This window comes from Undibacterium sp. YM2, from assembly GCF_009937975.1.
GTDB lineage: Bacteria > Pseudomonadota > Gammaproteobacteria > Burkholderiales > Burkholderiaceae_D > Undibacterium.
The window spans coordinates 6,044,850-6,064,876 of sequence record NZ_AP018441.1 but is presented as its reverse complement, the minus strand read 5'-3'; the positions used below and the strand labels follow the sequence as shown (position 1 = coordinate 6,064,876).

The 20,027-nt window shown below is 52.9% G+C and carries 20 protein-coding genes; 8 read left to right on the top strand and 12 right to left on the bottom strand.

Translation table 11 applies throughout. The annotated features are described in order from the left end of the window. Positions 1–36 precede the first annotated feature (36 nt). The 6 genes from UNDYM_RS27915 to UNDYM_RS27890 form a co-directional block, all read right to left on the bottom strand. Positions 37–1,506, bottom strand: a complete 1,470-nt coding sequence (locus UNDYM_RS27915; protein ID WP_162044068.1) for a carotenoid oxygenase family protein — start codon at positions 1,504–1,506, stop codon at positions 37–39. A gap of 13 nt (positions 1,507–1,519) precedes the next feature. Beyond that, positions 1,520–1,945, bottom strand: a complete 426-nt coding sequence (locus tag UNDYM_RS27910) for a DUF2141 domain-containing protein (RefSeq protein WP_162044067.1) — start codon at positions 1,943–1,945, stop codon at positions 1,520–1,522. Positions 1,946–2,274: 329 nt separating this feature from the next. Beyond that, the gene (locus UNDYM_RS27905; RefSeq protein WP_162044066.1) at positions 2,275–3,018 is read right to left on the bottom strand and encodes a LytTR family DNA-binding domain-containing protein; all 744 of its coding nucleotides are present in this window, start codon (positions 3,016–3,018) and stop codon (positions 2,275–2,277) included. A gap of 19 nt (positions 3,019–3,037) precedes the next feature. Beyond that, positions 3,038–4,108: a sensor histidine kinase gene (locus tag UNDYM_RS27900; RefSeq protein WP_232063622.1), complete on the bottom strand. Its 1,071-nt coding sequence runs from the start codon at positions 4,106–4,108 to the stop codon at positions 3,038–3,040. Between the two features lie 132 nt (positions 4,109–4,240). Next, positions 4,241–4,741 (bottom strand): cupin domain-containing protein, encoded by a 501-nt coding sequence (locus UNDYM_RS27895; protein WP_162044065.1) that lies wholly within the window; start codon positions 4,739–4,741, stop codon positions 4,241–4,243. 58 nt (positions 4,742–4,799) lie between these two features. Beyond that, positions 4,800–5,216: a carboxymuconolactone decarboxylase family protein gene (locus UNDYM_RS27890; RefSeq protein ID WP_370529421.1), complete on the bottom strand. Its 417-nt coding sequence runs from the start codon at positions 5,214–5,216 to the stop codon at positions 4,800–4,802. A 337-nt stretch (positions 5,217–5,553) separates the two neighbouring features. Here UNDYM_RS27890 and UNDYM_RS27885 point away from each other — a divergent pair, with 337 nt between their 5' ends. The 5 genes from UNDYM_RS27885 to UNDYM_RS27865 are packed head-to-tail and all read left to right on the top strand — an operon-like array spanning position 5,554 to position 9,670. Further along, a complete protein-coding gene (locus tag UNDYM_RS27885) occupies positions 5,554–6,063 on the top strand; it encodes a TlpA disulfide reductase family protein (protein ID WP_162044064.1) in 510 nt (169 codons plus the stop codon). After that, entirely contained in the window at positions 6,063–6,314 is a 252-nt protein-coding gene (locus tag UNDYM_RS27880) for a DUF4266 domain-containing protein (protein WP_232063621.1), read from the top strand. The genes UNDYM_RS27885 and UNDYM_RS27880 overlap by 1 nt, the downstream gene beginning before the upstream one ends. Positions 6,315–6,348: 34 nt before the next feature. Continuing rightward, the gene (locus UNDYM_RS27875; protein ID WP_162044063.1) at positions 6,349–7,479 is read left to right on the top strand and encodes a DUF3570 domain-containing protein; all 1,131 of its coding nucleotides are present in this window, start codon (positions 6,349–6,351) and stop codon (positions 7,477–7,479) included. A 17-nt stretch (positions 7,480–7,496) separates the two neighbouring features. Further along, the gene (locus UNDYM_RS27870; RefSeq protein WP_162044062.1) at positions 7,497–8,390 is read left to right on the top strand and encodes an FAD:protein FMN transferase; all 894 of its coding nucleotides are present in this window, start codon (positions 7,497–7,499) and stop codon (positions 8,388–8,390) included. 23 nt (positions 8,391–8,413) lie between these two features. Next, entirely contained in the window at positions 8,414–9,670 is a 1,257-nt protein-coding gene (locus tag UNDYM_RS27865) for a DUF4214 domain-containing protein (protein ID WP_162044061.1), read from the top strand. Between the two features lie 62 nt (positions 9,671–9,732). Here UNDYM_RS27865 and UNDYM_RS27860 read toward each other — a convergent pair whose 3' ends face one another. From UNDYM_RS27860 to UNDYM_RS27850, 3 genes are all read right to left on the bottom strand, one after another. After that, a complete protein-coding gene (locus tag UNDYM_RS27860) occupies positions 9,733–11,562 on the bottom strand; it encodes a long-chain fatty acid--CoA ligase (protein WP_162044060.1) in 1,830 nt (609 codons plus the stop codon). 170 nt (positions 11,563–11,732) lie between these two features. Next, positions 11,733–11,957, bottom strand: a complete 225-nt coding sequence (locus tag UNDYM_RS27855) for a hypothetical protein (protein WP_162044059.1) — start codon at positions 11,955–11,957, stop codon at positions 11,733–11,735. A gap of 5 nt (positions 11,958–11,962) precedes the next feature. Further along, positions 11,963–12,277 carry a hypothetical protein gene (locus UNDYM_RS27850; protein ID WP_162044058.1) on the bottom strand — a complete coding sequence of 105 codons (315 nt, stop codon included), beginning with the start codon at positions 12,275–12,277 and terminating at the stop codon, positions 11,963–11,965. 12 nt (positions 12,278–12,289) lie between these two features. On the opposite strand from UNDYM_RS27850, the gene UNDYM_RS27845 reads away from it, so the two are divergent. Continuing rightward, entirely contained in the window at positions 12,290–12,943 is a 654-nt protein-coding gene (locus UNDYM_RS27845; RefSeq protein WP_162044057.1) for a LysE family translocator, read from the top strand. 111 nt (positions 12,944–13,054) lie between these two features. Here UNDYM_RS27845 and UNDYM_RS27840 read toward each other — a convergent pair whose 3' ends face one another. After that, positions 13,055–13,513 carry an Lrp/AsnC ligand binding domain-containing protein gene (locus UNDYM_RS27840; RefSeq protein WP_110254407.1) on the bottom strand — a complete coding sequence of 153 codons (459 nt, stop codon included), beginning with the start codon at positions 13,511–13,513 and terminating at the stop codon, positions 13,055–13,057. A 150-nt stretch (positions 13,514–13,663) separates the two neighbouring features. Between UNDYM_RS27840 and putA the strand changes: the two genes are divergently transcribed. Continuing rightward, positions 13,664–17,323 carry a trifunctional transcriptional regulator/proline dehydrogenase/L-glutamate gamma-semialdehyde dehydrogenase gene (gene putA, locus UNDYM_RS27835; RefSeq protein WP_162044056.1) on the top strand — a complete coding sequence of 1,220 codons (3,660 nt, stop codon included), beginning with the start codon at positions 13,664–13,666 and terminating at the stop codon, positions 17,321–17,323. Positions 17,324–17,440: 117 nt separating this feature from the next. Then, complete coding sequence (locus UNDYM_RS27830) at positions 17,441–18,094, top strand: TetR family transcriptional regulator (protein WP_162044055.1); 654 nt, start codon at positions 17,441–17,443, stop codon at positions 18,092–18,094. A 70-nt stretch (positions 18,095–18,164) separates the two neighbouring features. On the opposite strand, the gene UNDYM_RS27825 is transcribed toward UNDYM_RS27830, so the two are convergent. Further along, positions 18,165–19,382 (bottom strand): arabinose transporter, encoded by a 1,218-nt coding sequence (locus UNDYM_RS27825; RefSeq protein ID WP_162044054.1) that lies wholly within the window; start codon positions 19,380–19,382, stop codon positions 18,165–18,167. Between the two features lie 228 nt (positions 19,383–19,610). After that, a complete protein-coding gene (locus tag UNDYM_RS27820; RefSeq protein ID WP_162044053.1) occupies positions 19,611–19,961 on the bottom strand; it encodes a hypothetical protein in 351 nt (116 codons plus the stop codon). Positions 19,962–20,027: the final 66 nt, after the last annotated feature.

The window sequence follows — 20,027 nt, the reverse complement described above, 5'->3', positions numbered from 1 at the left end:
AGGGGCTGACAAGCCAACTCCTGCTTCAGGACAAACTCAGGCCGCCAAAAAATTACCATGAAAACATAGCGGTGCCGCATAGGGCAGGCGTGCCCAGGCCACCGGGCCTTGCGATAAATGCGCCCCATCAAACACGCTCAGCGCGGTCTGCGACTTTCTCACATCGTAAGCCACACCGAGCAACCACACACCCTTGCCACCCTGCTTGGGTACAGGTATGTGTTCTTCAACTACCCAGTCCTGGCCATAGTTGTATCTGTCGTGACGGCCAGTTTCCATATCAATGCTGGCGATGCCTGTCATGCCAAATTCTGGCGATTTGTCGCCGGTGGTCACGAAGAGCTGGCGGTTGCGCAAACCCATATCGACTGGTGATACACGGGGAAATTCTGTCACGCTCATCAGTTTTTCGCTGCGTGCCGTGCCCTTGTTCAAATCCAGCGTGATGAGCACAGTATCAGCATTTTGCAGCTTCCCGGCATCGCCACGCATGATGCTACCGAGACCTCTGAAGCTGCTGTCGTCTGCTGCCATGCTGGCATCCAGGCGTATGGTATTGCCTTCGTCCCAGCCATTACCGGAATGGAAGACCATGCCTGCTGGCATTTCTATAATACGGCGCAGGCTGAAATCTGCACGATCCACGACCACCGCACGCATGGGACGCTGGCCATTCCAGACATGTGAGCCCAGGTAGCTCTGGTCCGGTGAATTACGCAGATCAAACGGTGGCACCAGGAAGACCATATACCGTGCCGTTAACACGAAATCATGCACCATGGGCAATTGCGGTACATTGACCATGCCGAACTTGCCCAGGCTGCCATCGGCATCTATGCGCCATAACAGCAGTTTGTTGGCACCCGCTGCGACGCCAAAATTCCACAGCACGCCATCTGGTGAAATCCTCGGATGGGCAGAAAAAGGCATGGCAGCCAGATCATTGCGCCAGGTCTTGATACCCTCGGTCGCCAGGCTGGCCGGATTGAGTTCAGTCGCCGAGCCGCCTTCCCACAACGCATACAGCTTGCCTGCATGCGGCACGGCATTGGTGTTGGCGGTATTGACCGTATCATTATTGCCTACTGGCCTGCGGCTGAAGCCGGTACCAAAGGCAGGATACAGAAACTGCCCGGCAGCCGACTCTTCGACAAATTTTTTCGTACGCACGAAATGCGCCTGATGCCGCACCCGGCCATGATCCATTTGCCACGCATGTACCATGCCGTCGCCATCAAACCAGTGGTGATAGCGCTCATCACCGAGCTCAAAGCGCGCCGGGCCATTGCGGTAGAAAGTGCCGTTGAGCCCGGCAGGCCAGCGACCTTCAACCACTGCCGCGCTGCCTGACAGGTCAGATTCCCGGTTTTTGAGCGCGGCCAGGCGCTGGTGGGCTGGCAGGTTCGCCAGAAAGGCATCCCTGGTTTCATCTGCATATGCTCCTGCTGGCAATGCGATGGCTGGCAGCGCCGCCAATGCACCACGCAAGAAATGACGTCTGTCCATGGCAAGTCCTCCTTTAGCGCAGTTTGATGCTAACGAGCTTGCCGACATCCGGCACTTGCACCAGCGCCTGGACAAAGCTGGGAGGGCCGTAATTGCCTGCCGCATCATTGCTGAAGCCATAAGGCTCGACCGGCATGCCTAAGGGATTGCTGTCAAGCTTGCCATTGCTGTTTTCATCCTGGAATACGCTGAGGGCATAATCGCCAGCCGGCAAGCCGGCAATCATCAGTTTGACCTTGTCAGCCTGGGCATCGACAGCTGCTACCTTGTAAGGCTGCTTCATGAAATTTTCTGACTTGTCATACACAGCGACCATGACCTTGCCTTTGGCGCTCTTCAGGCCTGTCACTTCTACCGTCAGCTCTGCTGCCTGCGCAATGCCTGTCACAGAGGCCATTGCCAGTGCCGCGAAAATAATGGATGGAAAATAGTGTTTCACGGTTTGTCTCCTGTAGTTTGAATCGCCGCTTGCGATACCCGTATCTTGCCGCGCCTGCGGCGGGCTTGCCGGGGTATGCGACGAAGGCAGGCCCAGATGGCGCGAATTGCAGGCAGGGGGCGTGAAATGCAGCCGGAGGTGGGAAGGATAGGCGTTGTAGGAGCGACTTCAGTCGCGAATGATTGATACAGATGGAAATGCATGCTACGGCTGTTCGCGGCTGAAGCCGCTCCTACGGGGGCATAGAAAATAGGATCATCGTTAATTGACAGAAACCCATCCCCATCCCGGCCTTCCCCTTGAAGGGGAAGGAGAAAAAGCGCCAAAACTCAGATGGACATATCCCGCAACATCCTGGAAGCCTCACGATTCGCCAGCAAGACACTGCCATCGCGCATATGCAGGCGTAATTGTGATTGCTCGTCGGCTTTCATGGATTCGACAAAATCCAGGTTTACCAACAGCGAGCGGTGTATGCGTATGAAGCGTGCAGGGTCGAGGCGGGTTTCGAGTTCGGTGATGCCCAGCCTGACCAGGTGGGTACGGTCACCGACAATGATGGCGGTGTATTTGGCGTCGGCCTTCAGGTAGGCGATGTCGTTCACATTGACCGGGAAAATATGGCCACGGTCGCGCACCAGTATGCGCTCAAGTCTGCTGGTTTCACGGCCTGCGGCGAGATTCAAGGCATGTTCCATGGCTTGCATCGATGGCGGGGCATCCAGCAGGCGATCTACGGCCGCATCAAAGCGCTCACGGGTAAAGGGCTTGAGCAGGTAATCGACCGCATGCAGTTCAAAGGCGGTCACGGCATACTGGTCATAGGCGGTCGTGAAGACGATTTCTGGCAAATGGCTGAGACGGCGCAAGACTTCGAGACCCGTCATCTCCGGCATTTGTATGTCCATGAAGACGACGTCGGGCTTGAGTAAATTGATTTGCGCGAGGGCCGTAACGCCATCGGCAGCTTCACCGATGAGGCTAAGTTCTGGCCTGTCGCTGACGGCATCGCGCAAGACTTCGCGGGCCAGGGGTTCATCTTCTGCAATGAAGGCTGTTTTAATTTTACTCATGATTTGATACGCTCAAGCGTCACATCGAGGAGATAGGAATGGTCAAGCATATTTCAAAACCTTGTCCAGGTGCGGTATTTATGCTGAAACTGGCGCGCTTGCCATATTCAAGCTGCAGGCGGCGCTCTACGGTTTTGACACCTATGCCGCTCGAGGCATGGACATCGGCCAGCTCAGCGCCGGGGCCATCATCCCGGATGGTGATTTCCAGCTCACCATGCAAGGCCTTGAGCCTGGTCTTGATGAGCAGGTTACCTGGCTGGCTGCGTGGGTTGAAGGCATGCTTGATACTGTTTTCCACCAGCGGCTGCACGGTCAGCGGCGGGATGCCAAAGCCACCCGCCATTTCATCAAGCTGCCAATCGACATTGAGCCTGTGGCCGAGGCGCAGGGCTTCCAGATTCAGGTAATCACGGACGAAATTGAGTTCATCTTCGAGAGCGACATGGGTAGTGCCGTTTTTCTCGGTATCGAGCACATAGCGCAGCATGTCAGAAAAGCGGAACAATGCGGCCTCAGCCGCCTTGCCATCCTTGCGCATGAGGGCGATGATGGAATGCAGGGTATTAAACAGGAAATGCGGATTGAGCTTGTTGCGCAGGCTGGCCAGCTCGGCCACCACCAGCAAACCCTGGGCCTGGGTCGCAGCCAGTGCCTGCATGCGGCGTGCTTCGCTGGAACGCACGGTATGAAAAATCGCTGCGACCACGCCATACATCATGAGGCTGTACAGGAAGGGCCAGATATAGGCACTCAGGGGCCGGACTGCTTCGATTTCTTTGACATGCACGATCATTTGCATGAAACCACTGACTGCGTAGTGCCAGAAAAACCCGAATACCAGTGACAACAGGATATGGGTAAACACAATACTCAGAGGCCGCAAACCCTTGCGCTCCATCAGGCCGGTCATGGGCCAGATCAACGCCAGGGTCAGGGCTGCAGGCAAGGTATTGATCTCTGAATACATCGCCAGTTGCAAATCAAACTGGCCTTTGGACAAGCCGTCAATCTGTATCGCGAGCGCAATCAGTATGGAATATGCTATCCATGCCAGGGTATAAAAAAGCCACATGCGGCGCATCGTCATCCTTTCCATCAAGCTGATGCTATGACAGGAGTATCCGGCAATTCTTGCCAGACTGCCACTGTCATGACACCAAATGAGGAATTAAGGAGCTTAAATGTACTTAAGGGCGCTTAAGTGGATGCGTGCCTGCGATTAATCCTTCTCGCGTTCCCAGTATTCCAGCGTGGCTGCCTTGTCATAGCCTTCGCCCGCCAGCACCACACTGATGCGGTTGCTGTCGGGATAAACAATCACATCATGCGGATTGCGTTCGCCAATAACCAGGTAGCGGCATACAGCATCGGTATGATTGAACAGGCTGTGACCAACCTTTTGCCCTGCCGGGAATACCATGTAATCACCGGCTTTCATGATATAGGTCTGATCGCCCATGCGCAGGGTCAGGCTGCCGTCCAGCATCATCAATTGCTCTTCTTCCAGATAATGATAATGGTTGGGGCAGGCATGTTTGCCGGGTGACAGTTCTTCCAGGCTGACGCCTACATTCTGGCAGCCGCCATATTGGCCTAGCTGGCGATAACGTGAACCAAAACTCTGGCCGTGAGAATATTCATCCCAGGGCACATCCTCCACCGCAAACGGACGGGTTATCCCGTCCTCAGTGAGTGCGATGGCTTTTCTTTTTTCTGTCATACCGGCTTCCTTGGAAATATCAGGTGGCTATTGAGATTGCTATTGAGGTGGCTATTTTTTAGGCTATGTCTATCTTGCCCATCTCCAGCAAGACTTCATGCGCAGAACGGTAGGCGTCGATGGCCAGCGGCATGCCGCAATACACACTGGCATGTAATAGTACTTCTTGTATTTCTTTCATGCTGGCACCGTTATTGACAGCACCGCGTACATGACCCTTGATCTCGTGCGCGCGCCCCAGGGCGGTCAGCATGGACAGCGTGATCAGGCTGCGGGTTTTTAAATCCAGGCCATCACGGCACCAGACCGTGCCCCAGGCATTACGGGTGACAAATTCCTGTAGCGGTGCGGTAAAGGCATCGGTATTGCTGAACGCCTTTTCGACAAAGGCCTCACCCATGACTTGCTTGCGTATTTGCAGGCCATCTTCAAATTGCTGATCTGTTTGCTGGTTCATCGTTGTTTTAAACTCCATTGTTATCTTCCATGAAAGGAATGCTAGCCAGATCAGTATGCAAGGTCAAAACAGCAATGTATTTTGTTGTTTTTAGGTAGTCATATTGTTTTCGATAGACAATATATCAATTTAACAACTTGTTTGAGAGCAGACTTGTTTTAAGTACATTTCCCCGTTACAGTTCATTACAGAAAACCCGCTATCTTTACCAAAGCCAGGATTTATTTGTCCTGCGCTGGGCTTATGATGGATGTAAAACACCGGTTGCCAGCGCTCAAGCTGATCTCAAGCCGAATCTCAAGTTGAGCTCACATTGAGATGGCACTGGCAAACACTTATCCTGCAAGGCAGCTCCATGACATTGTTGAAACTGAAGATAGCAGCAGCGGCCACGTCACTGGCTATCGTCACTGGTACCAGTCTGCCAGCTCTGGCACTGGAAACCGGCAAACCCGCGCCGGCATTCAGCGCCCAGGCTGGCAAGGGCAATGTGCAACTGGCTGATTATCGCGGCAAAGTGGTCTATCTTGATTTTTGGGCATCCTGGTGCGGGCCGTGCAAGCAATCCTTCCCGTGGATGAATGCCATGCAAAGCAAATACGGCGCACAGGGTTTGCAGGTAGTGGCGATCAACCTCGACAGCAAACCCGAGGAAGCACAGGAATTCCTGAAATCCACACCCGGCAATTTTCAGATAGCCTATGACCCCAAGGGCATCATGCCGCGTCAGTATGAAATCAAGGGCATGCCCAGCAGTGTATTGATAGACAGGGATGGCAAGATCATTTCGCAGCACGCAGGATTTAACGAAGCCAGCAAGGCAAAAATTGAACAGGCGATCATCAGCAGCCTGGGGAGTAAATGATGAAACAATTCATAACCACGAAATTACTGGGAAAACTGGCCTTGCTGGGCCTGGTCCTGTCCTGCAGCGCCTGCGGCAATATGCAACTGGTACAGGCTGTGCAACCCTGGGAAAAAGGCAAGCTGGCGAAAAAGGAAATGACGTTTGACCACGACCTGCTGGAAATCAAGTTCGCCGAGCATACTTACTCGAGCAAGGAATCTGCCTTTGGCGGTGCAGGTGTTGGTGGTGGCGGCTGTGGTTGCAACTAAAGCATAAGACATACGGCATAAGGCATAAACAAGCATGAAAGCGCCCACTTCCAAGACTCCTGACAATCTCGCCAGCACTTTGCTGGCCGCTGCACTTGCCTTGCCCATGATGCAGGCAGCGCATGCAGAATCGGCACCGGACAAGGGTCTCATCAGCCTGAAATTACTTGATTACAAAGACAGCCAGCCCGGTGAAGACCGCGTCAAGGTGCAAGCCAGCGCGCTGAAGATCATGGCGCCCCTGTCGGATGAATGGTCGGTCGGCGCGACTTATGTGACGGACAGTATCTCTGGTGCCTCGCCAGCCTTCCATAGCTATGGCCTGGTCAAGCTCAGGGACTTTCGTCGTGCACTCGATGCTGAAGTCACCCGGTATTTCGCGCACCATACCCTGACCCTGGGTGCCAGTGCATCGAGCGAATCGGATTATATTTCGCGTGGCATGTCACTGCAGGGCAGCCAGTTCAGTGAAGATAAAAATACCACCTGGACTGCGGGCCTGGGTTTTGCCAATGACACTGTCAGCGCCTCCACCGGCAGGGTCAAAGGACAAAACAAACAGGTGACTGATGCGCTGCTGGGCCTGACCCAGGTCATGAGCATGAATGATATCGTGCAGGTCAATGTCAGCCTGGCACATGCCAAGGGTTATCTGTCTGACCCTTACAAGGCTTTTGACAAGCGCCCGGATGAGCGCAACAGCTATACATTGCTCACCCGCTGGAACCATCATTTCGATGGCACGGGCGGTAGTGCACGTGTCAGCTACCGTTATTTTGGCGATAGCTGGAAGATCAGGTCGCATACCTTCAATCTGGAATATACCCAGCCTTTTGGCAAGGGCTGGAGCGTGACGCCGCTCGTGCGTTTTTACAGCCAGAGCGCAGCGAGTTTTTATGTAGATGCGCAGCCAGACATTTATCCATTTGCCCCTAACCCGCCAGATGGAGCACAGAATTATTCTGAAGACCAGCGGGTCTCAGCCTATGGCGCACGCACTGTCGGTATCAAGCTGGCCAAGCAGATCAATGACGACTGGCAGGTCGATGTGAAATTTGAGCAATACCAGCAACGTGCTTCTTACCGTTTGTTTGGCAGTGGCAGCCCGGGGCTATTGCCGTTTGATGCCAGGACCATACAGCTTGGTTTGTCGCGCCAGTTTTAGTGAATGAATTTGGTTTTATGCAGATTTACCGTATCCCTTTCAAGGCCATGGCCAGCACCTGTGAAGTCGTTATCGCGGATACCGATGAACAGACTATGTTTGCCAAAGCACAGGAAGCGATTGCCGAAGTGCGCAGGATAGAGGTCAAGTATTCGCGTTACAGACCAGACAGCATCGTCTCGCGCATCAATGCCCAGGCGGGTGGTGATGCCGTGGTCTGTGATGAAGAAACTGTGGCCCTGTTTGATTATGCCCAGGCCCTGCACCAGGCCAGTGATGGCTTGTTTGATATCACGGCAGGCATCTTGCGCCAGGCCTGGGATTTCAAGAGCCAGCGGGTACCGGCAGCAGATGAATTACATGCCTTGTGCCAGCGCATAGGCTGGGCAAAGGTGGAAAGAACCAGTAACAAACTCAGACTGCCGCAGGCTGGTATGGAAATCGATTTTGGTGGCTTTGGTAAAGAGTATGCGGCAGACCGGGCAGCGGCAGTGCTCGAGGCCGCAGGCGTCACACATGGCTATGTGAACCTTGGTGGTGATATACGGGTGCTGGGCCCCAAGCCGGATGGCCAGGCATGGGTCATGGGGATACAAGACCCGCGCCAGCAAGACAAGATCGCGGCCAGCATACCGCTGACCTCAGGGGCGCTGGCCACCAGTGGGGATTATGAAAGATATTTTGAAGCAGGTGGTCAGCGTTACTGCCATATCCTGAACCCGCACACTGGCATGCCGGTCAGTCACTGGCGCAGCATCAGCGTGCTGGCCCCTTTGACTGCACTGGCTGGCAGTTGCACGACGATAGGCATGTTGAAAGAGGCTGATGCGCTGGCGTATCTGCAGCAAACCGGATTGCGTTTTCTGGCAATAGACCAGCAAGGCATAGTACATACGCAGGCTGCGGCCTGAACCAGGAATTTGAGGAGTGCATCATGGCAACCATAGTAGGCGACGACGGCAATAACACCTGGACCGTCATTAATCCATCGACGTTTACCCTGGATGGCAAGGGTGGCATAGACACGCTCAATCTGGGTACTTCGCTGCGTTCTGAATACAAGATCACGCTGGCGGCAGATGGTTCTGTGCATGTCGATACCCTCTCTGGTGCGAGCGGCGAGTTGCATGCGACGCTGCTCAACATGGAGCGTTTGGTCTTCAACAATGGCAAAGACGTGCTGGACCTGCTGAGTTTCTTTGGCGATACCACACCGCCTACCGTCATCAGCTTCAGCCCGGCCACGCTGGCGACCAGTGTCGCCACCAATAGCGATATCGTGCTGACCTTCAGTGAGACTGTCACCGCTGGCAGTGGCACCATCAGCCTCATGAATGCCGATGGCAGCGTGGTAGCCAACTACAACATCGCGCAAAGCAGCAATGTCACGATCAGCGGCAATACCGTGACCATCAACCCGACCAATGACCTGAGCAATGGCAGCACTTACAAGCTGTCGATACCTTCTGGCGCAATCAAGGACATGGCGGGTAATAATTTCATTGGTACCAGCAGCTATTCGTTCACCACGGTGGCAAAGGTGATCGCCGGTGGTATTGTTGGTACGGCTGGCAATGACACTTTGAATGGAACGGCTGGTAACGACAGTTTCAACGGCCTGGCCGGAAATGACATCATCAATGGCGGCGCAGGCATGGATACTGCGATTTATGCAGGCAAGCGGGCTGACTTTAACATCACGGCAGCAGGTGCCAATTTTACTGTACAGGATAAAACCGGGGCCGAGGGTACCGATTCTGTCAGCCAGGTAGAACGCCTGCAGTTTGCCGATATGTCGGTCGCGCTGGATATCAATAGTACCGCTGGCGTGGCTTACCGCATTTACCAGGCAGCCTTCAACCGCACGCCGGATCTGCCAGGCCTGGGTTACTGGATAGGACAGATGGACAAAGGACAAAGCCTGAACCAGGTTGCTGCCAGCTTCGTCATTTCCGCCGAGTTCAAGCAATTGTATGGAGCGAATATCTCTGACAATGCCTTTCTGACTGCCCTGTACAGTAATGTGTTGCACCGGACGCCAGACCAGGCAGGCTTTGATTACTGGAATGGGCAGGTCAGCAAAGGCATGACAAGAGCCGACATACTCGCCAGTTTTAGCGAGAGTACCGAGAACCAGGTGCAGGTGGTTGCCAAGATACAGAATGGCATAGACTTTATTCCGTTTGGCTGAACAACTTCACAGTTGCTGCAGGTTTGCAGCAACTGGCCAAGCTCTTTGGCTCTGTGCATAAGTTAGCGCTTATACACAGCCTCGATATCCGCAGCAAAATGCGCGAGCAAATTATTGCGCTTGAGCTTCAGAGTAGGTGTGATCAGGGTGTTTTCCACCGTCCATGGTTCCAGCGTCAAAATCGCGGCGCGTGGTTGTGCATAGTAGGGAAAACCTTTGGTCAAAGCCTTGATACGTTGCACCACTGCTTTTTGTGCCTGTGGTGATTTCAGGCTGGCGGTATCGTCAGGATTGAGGCCCAACGAGGTGGACAGCTCCAGCCAGTAAGCACGGCTCAGCACGACGGCGCAGGCGATGAAGGGGGCATTCTCACCAAAGGCATAGGCTTGCTCAAACACGGCATCATTCATGATCGCCAGTTCCAGATCAACCGGGGCGATTTTTTCACCAGTGGAGGTGACGATGATTTCCTTGACGCGACCAAGAATACGCACACGGCCATCAACGATGGAAGCCTGGTCACCGGTACGCAGCCAGCCATCAATAAAGGTCTTGGCAGTATCTTCTTCACGCTTCCAGTAGCCGCGCATGACATTCGGGCCACGTACCTGCAGTTCTGCATTTTCACCTATGCGCACCTCCACACCTTCAACGGCGCGGCCTACGGTAGCAGGGTCATTATCATCGGGCGCATTGAAGGCGACGACAGGTGCAGTCTCAGTCATGCCATAACCCTGCACGATAGGGATACCGAGGCCCAGAAAGCATTGCGAAATTGCCTGCGACAGTGCGGCACCACCACTGACAGCCACCCGCAAACGGCCACCAAACTGGTTCTTGAGTTTGCTGGCAATCAAAGGTTCCAGCACCAGCCAGCGCAGGCTGTCGAACAAGGCTGTCATGCCATCACCCTTGAGCAAACCCTGTTCGCGGCTGAAGCGGCGCCAGCCAGTGGCAATCGCGAGATTGAATAAACTTGCCTGCAGTTTGGATGCCGACAGTTTGGTCTGGATCACGCCATACACGCGTTCATAAATACGCGGGACGGAAATCAGGATCGTAGGCCGCACTTCCAGCAAGTCTTGCGGCAATTGCTTGACCGAGCGCGAGAAGGCAACGCAGGCACCTGCCGCAATCGGCAGGTAATAACCGGCGGTACGCTCAAAGGTATGCGACAAGGGCAGGAAAGATAAAAACACATCCGTAATAACTGGTGACACCCTGTGGACAACTGCCTTGACGTTCGACACCACATTGGTGTGCGTCAGCATGACGCCCTTGGGTTTGCCTGTTGTGCCCGAGGTATAGACCAGGGCTGCCAGGTCATCGGCTACCGGGCCTTTTGCCGCGGCTTGCAGATGTGCTGCGCTGGCCAGCCATTCGTCGATTTGTACGACCGGGACATTGGCTGGCAAGGCTGCGGCATCTAGCTCTTTTTCCAGCACAACCACCTGGCGCAGGGCTGGCAATTCCAGGCCGGCACTGGCGATATCTTTCCATTGCCTGTCGCTTGCCGCGATTAAAAATGCAGCATCGCTGTCGCTAAGGATATAGGCAATACTGGCCGGGTTATCCAGCGCATGCATGGGCACAGGTACAAAGCCGCAAGCCTGCACGGCCTGGTCCATGCAGACTGCATGCAAGCCATTTGGCAACAGGATGGCAATACGGGAACTGTGCTCGAGTGCCAGCGGTGACAAGGCCTTGATAAAACCCAGTACCCGCTCTTGCGTCTGTTGCCACGAATAAGATATCCACAGTCCCTGTGCATCATCGAATTGCCGGTAGGCTTCGGCATGAGGAGTTTGTGCTACCCGCCAGGCAAATAATTCTGCCAGGGTTTGCACTGTGGATAAGTCGGGAGTTGTTGCTGTTTGCGCAGAGTTAGACATGAAATGCTGAAGAAATTGAACAAGTTAGCGGCCAGCGCACACCGGACCCGGTGTAAGCTTTTATTTTTCGATATTTAGATGAAATGCGACGAAAATGCGCGCTAAAAGCGACATTATGCAACATTTTGGGCCGCGGTCTATTGCGCAGGCACAAAACGCCCATTGCACATCTATGCCGCCAATTTGAAGAAAAACGCTATGCCGCCTATCAAAGCCCAAAACAGTACGGTCATCGCCAGTTCGCGCGATATCTGCAAATCAATTTTACGCTGGCCCTGTGCATGCACTTCCATCTCGTTGACACTGGCAAAAGCAGCACAGCCACAAGCCTGGCATTGCAGTACGGATTTGCTGTTTTCTGCTGCGCAGGCATGGCAAACCCAGTCGTAGTTCATTTTATTCATCTTGATAGTGAAAACCTTTTACCTCTGGCGGGTTTCTTGTTTTTTCTGTAAATGGCAGGTGCAAGAAAGATACTGGCAGGCCCCAACACCACGATCTGCACGATCAGCGTCAGCGCCAGTGAATGACTGATTATCATCAGGCCAGCAAACAAGCCCGTTTCCACCATTAGGCAGATAGCCAGGGTTTTCCAGAACGGGGATAAGTTTTGCCAGAACGATTTCATGGTTGAATAAGCGGTCATGGGACAAACAGTGTACAAAGTGCTTGGTTGATTATCAGTATAATTGAGTTCTTGTTCGCCCCATCCCACTCAGGAGTATCCATGTTAGGCACACAAGACCTCGTCCAGTTCATCATTGCCGGTATCTTGCTCAATATCGCCCCCGGCCCCGATTCCATCCTCATCATGACACGCAGCGCGACGCAGGGCTGGCGTGCGGGTTCGGCGGCAGCGCTGGGCATAGGTGCGGGTACGCTGGTACATATCATGGCGGCGGCACTGGGTTTGTCGGCTTTGCTGGCGACTTCTGCCATGGCCTTCACTATCGTTAAACTGGCTGGTGCGGCTTATCTATTGTATATAGGTGCATCCATGCTGTTTAGCAAGGCAAAATCTGCTGAACAAACGCAAGCGGACACAGAGGCCAAAGCCAGCCTGCCGGTACTCAGCCACCGCAAGATTTTCATGCAGGGGTTTTTGACGAATATCCTGAACCCCAAAGTGGCGATTTTCTTTCTGGCTTTCGTGCCGCAATTTATTGCAGCTGATGCCAGCAACAAGCCTTTGGCCTTGATCGTGCTGGGTTGCATTTTCAATTTTAATGGCATGTTGTGGTGCCACTTCCTCGCTATCTCGACTGCATTTGCCAGACAGCGCATGCGCGTCAATCAGGCTGTCACGCTGTGGCTGAACCGCTTCATTGGTTTGATGTTTGTTTCTTTTGGTATCAAACTGGCGCTGTCGGGCAAGCATTGATAATGAATCAGGCGCGCAAATGAAAACATGCCGCATCCTCGAGAAATGCGGCATGAAAGCCAGGCTCTGGATAAATCCCAAAGTGCCTGAAAAACGCCAGTAATCAAATGCCTATTTAATCGGCAGGCAACTGGTATTTTTAACTTCTTCCATCACTGCATAGGTATGCGTTTCACGCACACCGTTTAATTGCAGCAGGGATTTGCCCAAAAAGTCGCGGTAGGCATTCATGTCTTTGACACGCGCCTTGACAAGATAATCAAAACCACCGGCCACCATGTGACATTCGAGCACTTCAGGGATGGCTTGTACGCCACGCCGGAAAGCGTCGAACACGTCTGGGGTCGTGCGGTCGAGCACAACTTCTATGAACACCAGCAGGGCCACATCTAGCAGATGCGGATTGAGCTGGGCTGTGTATCCCAGTATGTAGCCGGACTCTTGCAGCTTGCGCACGCGTTCCAGACAGGCAGCGGGAGAAAGGTTTACCCTTGTTGCCAATTCTACATTACTGATACGGCCATCGTTTTGCAATTCGGCCAGAATTCTTTTACTGATTTTGTCGAGCATAAGAAGTCAAAAATCGTCAGTGTGGTGATTAATAATATTCGGCATAATTTTCTCACAAAAAAGAAAATTTCGATATATGTTCTGATTTCCAGAATTAATCATCGAAGAGCATCTATACAATGAAATCATATTTGTTTTGATTATTTTTATATGATTGCGATCACCGTGCCAGCCAATAACCAGCCTTTTTCTGCCCTGCAAGCAGAGCTCCTTCCCCCTGCCAGCCCTCTCAGAACTGCCATTACCGAAGCATACCGCCGATCCGAGCCAGATGCGGTGCAATGGCTGCTCGGCAATGTAAATGCCCATGAGGACCAGCAAAAGAGTGTTGCAGAACTGGCACACCGCCTGGTCAGCAATGTGCGCCAGCAACGCACCCGCGCTTCTGGTGTTGATGCCCTGATGCATGAATTCTCTTTGTCCTCAGAAGAAGGTGTGGCCCTGATGTGCCTGGCCGAGGCTTTGTTGCGCATCCCCGATCATCAAACCGCTGACCGCCTGATCGCCGACAAGATCAGCAAGGGTGACTGGCGCAAGCATCTGGGTGAATCACCGTCGCTGTTCGTCAATGCCGCGACCTGGGGCTTGCTGGTGACGGGCAAGCTGGTCAGTACGAATAGCGAACAAAGCCTGGGTTCTGCCCTGACACGCTTGATCGCCAAGGGTGGTGAGCCACTGATACGCAAAGGCGTCGATATGGCCATGCGCATGCTGGGCAACCAGTTCGTCACTGGCCAGACCATAGAAGAAGCCCTGAAAAACAGCCAGGACAATGAAAAACGCGGCTACCGCTATTCGTATGACATGCTGGGTGAAGCGGCGCTGACTGCCAAGGATGCCGCCTTCTATTACAAAGCCTATGAAACTGCCATCCATGCGATAGGCAAGGCCTCGAATGGCCGTGGCATCAAGAATGGCCCTGGTATTTCCGTCAAACTGTCTGCCCTGCATCCGCGCTATTCACGCGCCCAGCGTGAGCGCACGATGACTGAACTGTTGCCGCTGCTGAAAAAATTACTGGTGTTGGCCAAGCAATACAATATCGGTCTGAACATTGATGCAGAAGAAACCGACAGGCTGGAATTGTCGCTGGACCTGATGGAAGCACTGGCCTTTGATGCCGACCTCAAAGGTTTTGAAGGTATAGGTTTCGTCGTACAGGGTTACCAAAAGCGTTGCCCGTTTGTGATTGATTATCTGGTTGACCTGGCGCGCCGCAGTGGCAGCAAGTTCATGATACGCCTGGTCAAGGGTGCTTACTGGGATGCAGAAATCAAGCGTTCACAAGTCGATGGCATGAGTGGCTTCCCGGTGTATACACGCAAGGTGTATACCGATTTGTCTTATCTGACTTGTGCACAAAAACTGCTGGCAGCGACTGATGTGATTTATCCACAGTTCGCCACCCACAATGCCCTGACTTTATCGACCATCTATACCTGGGCACAAAAAGCCGGCATCACTGATTATGAATTCCAGTGCCTGCATGGCATGGGTGAGACCTTGTATGACCAGGTCGTGGGCAAAGACAAGCTGGACAAGCCTTGCCGCATCTACGCCCCGGTAGGCTCCCACCAGACCCTGCTGGCTTACCTGGTACGCCGTCTGCTGGAAAATGGTGCGAACTCGTCCTTCGTCAACCAGATTGTTGATGAAAGCGTATCGATAGAATCCATGCTGGCTGACCCTATAGCCGTCTCGCGTGAACTCGGTGGTGCGCCGCATGCGGCGATTGCCTTGCCCAAGGATTTGTTTGGCAAGGAAAGAAAAAATTCTGCTGGCCTGGATTTTTCGAATGAACTGGAATTGCAAAAAATCAGTGCTCACTTTGCCGAAAGCAGCCAGCAGTCTTTGACAGCGGCGCCCATCCTGCATGGCCAGGTATCTGCTACTCAGGCGCGCCCTGTGAATAACCCGGCGAACCAACTGGATGTCGTTGGTGAAGTCATCGAAGCCGATGCCCAGGATGTGCAAACTGCCCTGCACGCGGCAGAACAATATGCGATGGACTGGCAAACCACAGCGCCGGTAGAACGTGCCGCCACCCTGAAGAAAGCTGCTGATTTGCTGGAAGCGCAAACCCTGGATTTCATGGCGCTGGCGATACGTGAAGCTGGTAAATCCCTGCCGAATGCCTTGGCAGAAGTACGCGAAGCAGTAGACTTTTTGCGTTATTACGCCGCCCAGGTAGAGAGCCAGGCAAATACCCAGGCGCTGGGTCCGGTCGTCTGTATCAGCCCATGGAATTTCCCGCTGGCCATCTTCATTGGTGAAGTCAGCGCAGCGCTGGCCGCTGGTAACGTCGTGCTGGCCAAACCAGCAGAACAAACCCCGTTGATCGCTTACCGCGCCATACAGCTGATGCATGAAGCTGGTGTGCCGCGTGGTGCCCTGCAATTCTTGCCAGGCACAGGTGAAGTCGTTGGTGCGCAACTGGTGGCAGATCACCGCGTCAAGGGTGTGATTTTTACTGGTTCTACCGAAGTCGCACAAATCATCAACCGCACACTGGCAAAACGCGCTGTGGCAGAGGGCATAGATATACCGCTGATTGCAGAGACCGGTGGCCAGAATGCCATGATCGTTGACAGCAGTGCCTTGCCTGAGCAAGTCGTCAATGATGTGCTGTCATCTGCTTTTGACAGTGCCGGCCAGCGTTGCTCGGCCCTGCGCGTACTGTGCCTGCAAGAAGATATCGCTGACAAGACCATAGAAATGCTGCACGGTGCCATGCAGGAATTGCGCATAGGCCAACCAGACCGCCTGGCCATTGATATAGGCCCTGTCATCGATGCCGAAGCACAAAACAATCTGATGAGCCATATCAATGGCATGCGTGGCAAGGCCAAGTCCTTCTACACGCTGGACCTGGCAGCCACTTGTCGTGCCGGTACTTTTGTAGCACCTACCGTCCTGGAAATTGCCAATCTGGCTGATTTGAAAAAAGAAGTCTTCGGCCCGGTATTGCATGTCTTGCGTTACAAGCGCAATGACCTGCCTGCATTGATAGACCAGATCAATGGCACCGGTTTTGGCCTGACCCTGGGCATCCATACCCGCATTGATGAAACCATCGATTTCATCATTTCCCGCGCCCATGTCGGCAATATCTATGTGAACCGCAATATCGTTGGTGCGGTGGTGGGGGTGCAACCCTTTGGTGGCGAAGGCAAATCCGGTACCGGCCCCAAAGCTGGTGGCCCGCTCTACCTGAAACGCCTGCAACGCACACCTGTCACCGGCCTGGGTGGACATACCGTGTATGAACGCCAGTCACCACCAGCGCTGGAAGCCTTGCTGGTCTGGGCACAAAAACAGGGCCATCAAAAAATTGCCGAACTCGGTGAACATTATGCCCACAACAGTCCTTACAAAGTGACCCAGGTATTGCCTGGCCCTACCGGCGAACGCAATACCCTGTCGTTTGCACCACGTGGCCGTATCTTTTGCGCAGCAACGACAGTCAATTGCCTCGTCAACCAACTGGCGGCAACACTGGCCACTGGCAACCTGCCAGTGCTGCCTGCACAAACCATGGCTATCCTGCCTGCCGGTTTGCCAGTTGAAGTCAGCAAGCTCATCATTGCTGCCGAAGCTGAACAATGTGGTGCCCAGCTGGCCCTGGTGGAAGGTGGCTTGCTGTCACATTACAAGCTGCTGTTTGCCGGGCTTGATGATGCGATTGTCTCCGTTGTTGAAACACATGATCATGCAGAAATACCTTTGTGGCGTCTGATGGCTGAACGGGCACTGTGTGTGAATACCACGGCTGCCGGTGGTAATGCAAGTTTGATGACACTGGCAACCTGATCGTTTCCTGTCCTGTCGCAAGTAAAAAAAGCTCCTGAGACCAGGAGCTTTTTTCATGGCGGAAAGATATAGCGCGTATGATCTCAAGTATTGATTTGGATCTCCTTTCTTATACTCATGAGTAAACCTCAAACCCCTTTTATTTCTTCAAGAAAGCGGCCCCAGCAAAGCCGCTCGGCTGATCTGGTCGCAACCATACTGGAAGCTGCTCTCCAGGTTTTGCAGCGTGAAGGCGCACAAAAATTTACTACGGCGCGGGTGGCCGAAAGAGCGGGTGTCAGCGTGGGTTCTGTGTATCAGTATTTTCCCAACAAGGCGGCCATCCTGTTCCGCCTGCAAAGTGATGAATGGCGGCAGACTGGCGGCATGTTGCGCGAGATATTGCAGGATACCCAGCAGGCACCTCTGGAGCGCTTGCGCACTCTCGTGCATGCTTTCATTCGTTCCGAATGTGAAGAAGCCCAGATGCGCAGTGCCCTGACCGATATCGCCCCGCAGTATAACGATGATCCTGAAGCGCAGGAAGCATGGCAATACTGGGATCAGACCGTGCAGGTATTTATTGAGGAATTGCTGCCCACGGCAACAGCAGCGACACGTTCCATCGTTGAAGAACTGATTTCCACCACGCTCAGCAGTGCTGGTGAACATGTGTCGGCAAATGGCTATCCAACTGACAGGATAGATGACTATGCGGATGCCATGGCAGATATGTTTTGTGTTTACCTGAGCAGCGTCAAAAGCAAAAAGGAAATTGATCAGGCTTCATGAAAACCTGATCAATTGATGTAGTACCTATTTTGTGGGGTGCAAATGGTGCACCCTACAAAATTTAAATACCTTATACACTTGCAGATGCTTTTCCCAGCAAACGCACAGCCACCAGTAAAGACAAAGCAACTGCCACGCTGGCTGCCAGAAAAACAGCATCAACTCCCCAATGCCCGGCGATAAAACCTGCCAATGGACTGACTATGCCCAGCGACATATCGAGAAAAGCGACATAGGCACCCATGGCGACGCTGCGGCTTTGCGGTGGGGCACGGCGCGCAGCTTCTACACCAAAGCCGGGGAAGGCCAGTGAATAGCCAAAGCCTGTCAGGGCAACACCTATATAAGCCATGCTGGACGTATCAGCCCACCAGATCAACAATAGCCCTGCAGCTTCTACCACGACATTGACGAATGCGACCCTGGCACCACCGAGCTTGTCTGGCAAATGACCAAATAATATCCTGGCACCGATGAAAGCCACCCCAAAGAAGGTAAATGCAAGCGAAGAATTACCCCAGTTTTTTGCCGCAAACAACAAGGCAGAAAAAGCCGTGATCACACCAAAACCTATGCTGGCGAGAGCCAGGCCCAGGCCGGGTACCATGACGGTACTCAATACCTTGTAAAACGGCAGGCGGGTCGTAGCTGTCGGTGGGATGGCAGGTATATATAAAGCGACCAGCAACGCCACTACCGGCATGCTGATAGTCGCAATACCTATGCCGGCAAATCCCAATTGTGCATGGATGGCCACACCAGCGGGTGCACCGAAGGCAAATGCTCCATAAATGGCGATGCCTACCCAGGCCATGACCTTGCCTGCATTTTGCGGCCCGACCAGGCCTATACCCCAGCCCAGGGCTCCTGTAACCATCAGGCTCTCACCTATCGCCAGCAAGACACGGCCAGCCAGCAATATCCATACCGATACCACAGGTGTAGCAACAAAGGGCAGCGATGCCAGATACACCAGGCCTGAGCTGGCAATAATCACGGCGCCAGTGAGTACTGCCCGTTTGGTACCACGCATATCGGCAAAATTGCCAGCCCAGGCACGTGACAGCAGGGCGACGGTAAATTGTGCACCGATGACCAGGCCTACGACCAGGGTGCTCATGCCCAGGCTGTTATGCAGGTATAAGGGCAAAACGGGTAGCTGCATACCCATGGTCAAAAAGCCGATAAAAACGGCCAGTGTCAGCGGCAGCAATTTCAGAAAAACACTGCCACCAGCGGCTGCGGGTGCTGCAGACAATGGTGGTGAAGATTGAGAAGATAAAGACATAAAAAACTCCAGACATAATCGTGTGATTGATGCTGGATATGATAAAAGTCTTCACTCTGGTCGAATAGTCGCGTAATTTTAGCAACATGAAACTGTCTTGCGAGCCAAGCAGGACGTGGCTTTGCGTATTTTTTGGATATTTGTTTTTTTACAGGTTACGCTAAGTATTCGCGTTTTAAATGGATGCAGAGATGCTTGCTTGTGTAACCGGAAATGAATTTTTATCGATTATTCATCGTTTTCATAAAAATAATTTCTATCTTTCTCTAACAGGCTGTCTATGATTTCCAGCTTGTCTTGCGACAGTTTTTGTAAGTCTTCACGTTTGACCAGGTTTTGAAAAACGAGTTGAGCCAGCAATAATGGTAATCGTGAATAACGATAATCATACTTTGCATCTATTCTCTTCCTGGCTTTCTGTAGATAGGCTTCTATTTCCCATAACTCATGAGGAGAGTTGACAGCATTGGCAAGTTCTTTAAATCTCACCATGATCGCTGCCAATTCTTTTTGCAATGCGTTGTCATACGCCGCCCTTGCGACTTTCTTTTCTGTATCTGACCACTTGAAATCGTGCATAAGAAAACCTATAGACAATAATAAGCTGTGGATAAGTTTGGCTATTTAAATTTAACGCTATTTGGA

What these genes read in the sequence shown, in the direction of transcription:
- UNDYM_RS27915 (WP_162044068.1), bottom strand. Translation starts at nt 1,506, where the DNA reads ATGGACAGACGTCATTTCTTGCGTGGTGCATTGGCGGCGCTGCCAGCC.
- UNDYM_RS27905 (WP_162044066.1), bottom strand. Translation starts at nt 3,018, where the DNA reads ATGAGTAAAATTAAAACAGCCTTCATTGCAGAAGATGAACCCCTGGCC.
- UNDYM_RS27900 (WP_232063622.1), bottom strand. Translation starts at nt 4,108, where the DNA reads ATGACGATGCGCCGCATGTGGCTTTTTTATACCCTGGCATGGATAGCA.
- UNDYM_RS27895 (WP_162044065.1), bottom strand. Translation starts at nt 4,741, where the DNA reads ATGACAGAAAAAAGAAAAGCCATCGCACTCACTGAGGACGGGATAACC.
- UNDYM_RS27890 (WP_370529421.1), bottom strand. Translation starts at nt 5,216, where the DNA reads ATGGAGTTTAAAACAACGATGAACCAGCAAACAGATCAGCAATTTGAA.
- UNDYM_RS27885 (WP_162044064.1), top strand. Translation starts at nt 5,554, where the DNA reads ATGACATTGTTGAAACTGAAGATAGCAGCAGCGGCCACGTCACTGGCT.
- UNDYM_RS27880 (WP_232063621.1), top strand. Translation starts at nt 6,063, where the DNA reads ATGAAACAATTCATAACCACGAAATTACTGGGAAAACTGGCCTTGCTG.
- UNDYM_RS27875 (WP_162044063.1), top strand. Translation starts at nt 6,349, where the DNA reads ATGAAAGCGCCCACTTCCAAGACTCCTGACAATCTCGCCAGCACTTTG.
- UNDYM_RS27870 (WP_162044062.1), top strand. Translation starts at nt 7,497, where the DNA reads ATGCAGATTTACCGTATCCCTTTCAAGGCCATGGCCAGCACCTGTGAA.
- UNDYM_RS27865 (WP_162044061.1), top strand. Translation starts at nt 8,414, where the DNA reads ATGGCAACCATAGTAGGCGACGACGGCAATAACACCTGGACCGTCATT.
- UNDYM_RS27860 (WP_162044060.1), bottom strand. Translation starts at nt 11,562, where the DNA reads ATGTCTAACTCTGCGCAAACAGCAACAACTCCCGACTTATCCACAGTG.
- UNDYM_RS27855 (WP_162044059.1), bottom strand. Translation starts at nt 11,957, where the DNA reads ATGAACTACGACTGGGTTTGCCATGCCTGCGCAGCAGAAAACAGCAAA.
- UNDYM_RS27845 (WP_162044057.1), top strand. Translation starts at nt 12,290, where the DNA reads ATGTTAGGCACACAAGACCTCGTCCAGTTCATCATTGCCGGTATCTTG.
- UNDYM_RS27840 (WP_110254407.1), bottom strand. Translation starts at nt 13,513, where the DNA reads ATGCTCGACAAAATCAGTAAAAGAATTCTGGCCGAATTGCAAAACGAT.
- putA (WP_162044056.1), top strand. Translation starts at nt 13,664, where the DNA reads ATGATTGCGATCACCGTGCCAGCCAATAACCAGCCTTTTTCTGCCCTG.
- UNDYM_RS27830 (WP_162044055.1), top strand. Translation starts at nt 17,441, where the DNA reads ATGAGTAAACCTCAAACCCCTTTTATTTCTTCAAGAAAGCGGCCCCAG.
- UNDYM_RS27825 (WP_162044054.1), bottom strand. Translation starts at nt 19,382, where the DNA reads ATGTCTTTATCTTCTCAATCTTCACCACCATTGTCTGCAGCACCCGCA.
- UNDYM_RS27820 (WP_162044053.1), bottom strand. Translation starts at nt 19,961, where the DNA reads ATGCACGATTTCAAGTGGTCAGATACAGAAAAGAAAGTCGCAAGGGCG.